Origin of the sequence: Aeromicrobium sp., assembly GCF_049586495.1 — a bacterium.
GTDB lineage: Bacteria > Actinomycetota > Actinomycetes > Propionibacteriales > Nocardioidaceae > Aeromicrobium.
This window is the reverse complement of record NZ_JBAVCB010000118.1, coordinates 1-3,738: the sequence shown is the minus strand read 5'-3', so window position 1 is coordinate 3,738 and position 3,738 is coordinate 1. Positions and strand designations below refer to the sequence as shown.

Genomic DNA, 3,738 nt, shown 5'->3' with positions numbered 1-3,738 from the left:
GAGGGACGAGTGCCCTCGTCTCCCAGAGCCCCTTTACGGAATCGAACCGTAGACCTCTTCCTTACCATGGAAACGCTCTACCGACTGAGCTAAAGGGGCAAGCCGACAGCCCAAGATACAGGGTCCGCACCCACGATGTGAAATCGGGGGCGCAGGCGTCGATTCACGCGGTGGCGGCAGCCATCCGTGACGGCCACGCGGGGCCCCCGTAGACGAAACCGGTGTAGCCCTGCACCAGGTCAGCGCCTGCGTCGAGCCGTGCACGGACATCCTCCGGCGTCGTGACGCCGCCCACTCCGATCAGAGCGAGCCGATCCCCGACGCGTGACCGCAGCTGGGCCAGGACGTCCGTCGCGCGTTCGGCCAGCACCGGGCCGGACAAGCCTCCCGCCCCGGCGGCGTCGACCGCGGAGCGATCAGAACGCAGCGACGACGGACGAGCGATGGTGGTGTTGGTCGCGCTGATGCCGGCCAGCCCGAGGTCGAGTGCCAGATCGGCGACCGCCTCGACATCGTCGTTTGCCAGATCAGGTGCGATCTTGACGACCAGAGGGACCTGGCCACAGACGTCCTTGACGGCAGACAGGATCGGACCGAGCTGGTCGACGGCCTGCAGATCACGCAGGCCCGGGGTGTTGGGACTCGACACGTTGACGACCAGGTAGCTGGCGAAGGGGGCCAGCAAACGCGCGCTCTCGACGTAGTCGGCGACGGCATCCTGCGGCTCGACCAGCTTGGTCTTGCCGATGTTGACGCCGATCACCGCATCTCGTCCCACCCGTCGACCTCGCAACCGATGCAGGCGTGAAGCGACCTCGGCCGCGCCCACGTTGTTGAAACCCATGCGATTGACGATCGCGTCATCGGCGACGAGCCGAAACAACCGGGGTCGCGGATTGCCGGGCTGCGCCTGGGCGGTCACGGTGCCGACCTCGACGTGGCCAAAACCGAGCGCCAGCAGTCCCGGCACGGCGGCCGCGTTCTTGTCGAACCCCGCCGCCAGTCCGAATCGATGGGGAAACTCGATCCCCATCACGGTGCGGGGTGCGTCAGTCGTCCGGACCACCGGAGACAGGACACGGCCGGCACGGATCGCTGAGAACGCTCGCTCGTGAGCCTTCTCGGGGTCCATGCGGCTGAAGACGGTGTCGAAGAAGGCGCGATAGACCACGCGACCAGCCTACCGAGGGCCCAGCGTGAGGACGGTCAACGCGTGGCAGCGAGCGCGGACGCGATCTCCTCGAGCCCTTCGGTCAGCAGCTCGTCGCTGATCGACAGGGGCGGCAGCAGCCGTAGAACGTTGCCGAACGTGCCGCAGGTCAGCGTGATGACACCTGCGGCACGGGCGGCGGCTGCGATGGATCCGGCGAGCGCCGCATCGGGCTCGTCGCTGCCGGAGACCACCAGCTCGATCGCCAGCATGGCTCCCCGTCCTCGCACGTCGCCGATCCGGTCGTCGTCGGCCTGCAGGCGGTGCAGCACGCCCAGCGCGAGCCGCTCGATCTCCTGGGCCCGCTCGACGAGCCCCTCGGCCTCGATGGTCTCGATCGTGGCGAGAGCGGCTGCACAGGCCACCGGGTTTCCGCCGTACGTACCACCCAGTCCGGCCACGTGCGGAGCGTCCATCATCTCGGCACGACCTGTGACCGCCGACAGCGGGAATCCACCCGCAATCCCCTTGGCCGTCACGATCAGGTCGGGCACGACGCCTTCGTGGTCGCACGCGAACATCGCCCCGGTGCGGGCGAAGCCCGTCTGCACCTCGTCGGCCACGAACACCACGTCGTGCGCCGTGCACCACTCGGCGAGCTCGGCGAGAAATCCGTCAGCGGGCACGATGAATCCACCCTCGCCCTGAATCGGCTCGATCACCACGGCTGCGAGGTTGCCGGCTCCCACCTGTTTCTCCATGATCGAGATCGCCCGGCGCGCCGCAAGCTGGCCATCCATGTTCTTGGCATCGCGGTACGGGTAGGACATCGGAGCGCGATACACCTCTGGGGCGAAGGGGCCGAAGCCACTCTTGTAGGGCATGGACTTGGAGGTCATGGCCATCGTCAGGTTGGTGCGGCCGTGGTAGGCGTGGTCGAAGACCACGACCGCTGGGCGGCCGGTGTGCGCGCGGGCGATCTTGACGGCGTTCTCGACCGCCTCGGCTCCGGAGTTGAACAGCGCAGACTTCTTCGCGTGGTCGCCAGGAGTCAGCCGGGCCAGCGCCTCGGCGACGGCGATGTACCCCTCGTAGGGCGTCACCATGAAGCAGGTGTGCGTGAACGCCTCGACCTGCTCACGCACGGCGGCCACCACGCGTGGAGCGCTGTTCCCGACGGTGGTGACGGCGATGCCCGAGCCCAGGTCGATCAGGCTGTTGCCGTCCACGTCCTTGACGATGCCGCCCGACGCCTCGACGGCGAAGACCGGCATCGTGGTGCCGACCCCGCTGGCGACGGCGGCGGTCTTGCGAGCCATGAGCTCGACCGACCGTGGACCGGGGATCTCGGTCATGAGGTGGCGCCGCTGCTCGAGGCCCTCGGTGGGGCTGGCGGACGCGGAACGGGTCTCGGAGGTGGTCATGGCCCCATTCTCTGTCCCGCACGACCCGCCGTCCACCGCAGGATCAGATGACCTCGGACCGGCGCACGCGGGTCAACCCGATCGCCAACGGAATCAGCAACCATCCGATGGACGAGACGGCCAGCTGGGCCCACGTCTCGCCGGTCATGGCGCCCTCGAAGACCGGTACCTGAGCGACGTTGAAGTCCATCCACCCCTGGATGTCAGCGACGCCCGGCCGCAGCTCGCCGAGCAGGGCCAGCAGGCCGGGCACGATCAGGACGTAGACGAAGTAGGCGACCACGCTGGCCGCCGAGCTGCGCAGCAGGACGCCGAGCATGTACCCGGTGGCCATGCTCAGCAGATTGCCCAGCACGATCAGGGCGCCGTGCCCGACAGAGACGTCCCACACCGCATCCACCCCCGCGACCGCGGTGCCCACCAGGTGTCCCACGGCACCGATCACGAAGGCGACCAGCATCGCGGCCACACCCACCACGCCAGCGGCGAGCGCCTTCGACGCCATCACACGACCTTGCCGCGGCACCTGCACGAATGTCACCAGCCCGCTGCGCTGACTCCACTCGCTGGTGACCGAGAGCATCGCGATGATCGGCAACGTGAAGGCCATCGGGTAGCCGATCGCAGTGGCGAACATGAAGTAGGTCAAGGATTCCTCCGGCGCGAAGGCGATCGTTGCGGCCGTGCCGATCAGCGCCGTGATGCCGATGCTCATCATCAGCCAGGATCCGGAGCGGGTGGTGAACATCTTGCGCACCTCCACCACCACGAGCCGGGCGAGCGGGATGGGCGTCTGGTCGCCCGTGGCGATGATGGTCATGGCGCCAGCGTGCTGCGTTGACGGCCCGCTCCACATCAGGACCGCCCCTGATCCTCACCCTGGTTCGACGCCCACGGGCATGGAGGCGCCCGCCGTCTCGACGCTGGCCACCGTGCTGCACCTCAGGTACTGTTTGGCACCAAACGACCATCGAGGTGACAGTGATTCGGCGCCGCCCCCTGATCGCGATCCCCGCGCGCTTCTCGGAGTCCGCATCGGCGCTGCGCTACCGCGCCGAAGTGCTCCCCCGCACCCTGCTCGCCGCCGTCCATGCCGCCGGGGGCGAGCCCCTGGCCGTGCACCCGTCCGACGCCTCCGACGTTGCCGGACGGCTCGCCTTCGCC

The 3,738-nt window shown here is 68.4% G+C and carries 3 protein-coding genes, 1 tRNA gene and 1 pseudogene; 1 reads left to right on the top strand and 4 read right to left on the bottom strand.

Features of this window, described 5'->3' with window-relative positions; translation table 11 throughout:
• Positions 1-26 precede the first annotated feature (26 nt).
• From WB508_RS06440 to WB508_RS06425, 4 genes are all read right to left on the bottom strand, one after another.
• Positions 27-99: transfer RNA gene (locus WB508_RS06440), tRNA-Thr, on the bottom strand.
• A 64-nt stretch (positions 100-163) separates the two neighbouring features.
• Positions 164-1,171 carry a quinone-dependent dihydroorotate dehydrogenase gene (locus WB508_RS06435; RefSeq protein WP_423844056.1) on the bottom strand — a complete coding sequence of 336 codons (1,008 nt, stop codon included), beginning with the start codon at positions 1,169-1,171 and terminating at the stop codon, positions 164-166.
• A 35-nt stretch (positions 1,172-1,206) separates the two neighbouring features.
• The gene (gene gabT / locus WB508_RS06430) at positions 1,207-2,574 is read right to left on the bottom strand and encodes a 4-aminobutyrate--2-oxoglutarate transaminase (protein ID WP_423844055.1); all 1,368 of its coding nucleotides are present in this window, start codon (positions 2,572-2,574) and stop codon (positions 1,207-1,209) included.
• A 43-nt stretch (positions 2,575-2,617) separates the two neighbouring features.
• Positions 2,618-3,394 (bottom strand): ABC transporter permease, encoded by a 777-nt coding sequence (locus WB508_RS06425; RefSeq protein WP_423844054.1) that lies wholly within the window; start codon positions 3,392-3,394, stop codon positions 2,618-2,620.
• A 155-nt stretch (positions 3,395-3,549) separates the two neighbouring features.
• Here WB508_RS06425 and WB508_RS06420 point away from each other — a divergent pair.
• Positions 3,550-3,738: pseudogene (locus tag WB508_RS06420) on the top strand (gamma-glutamyl-gamma-aminobutyrate hydrolase family protein); the annotation flags it as partial.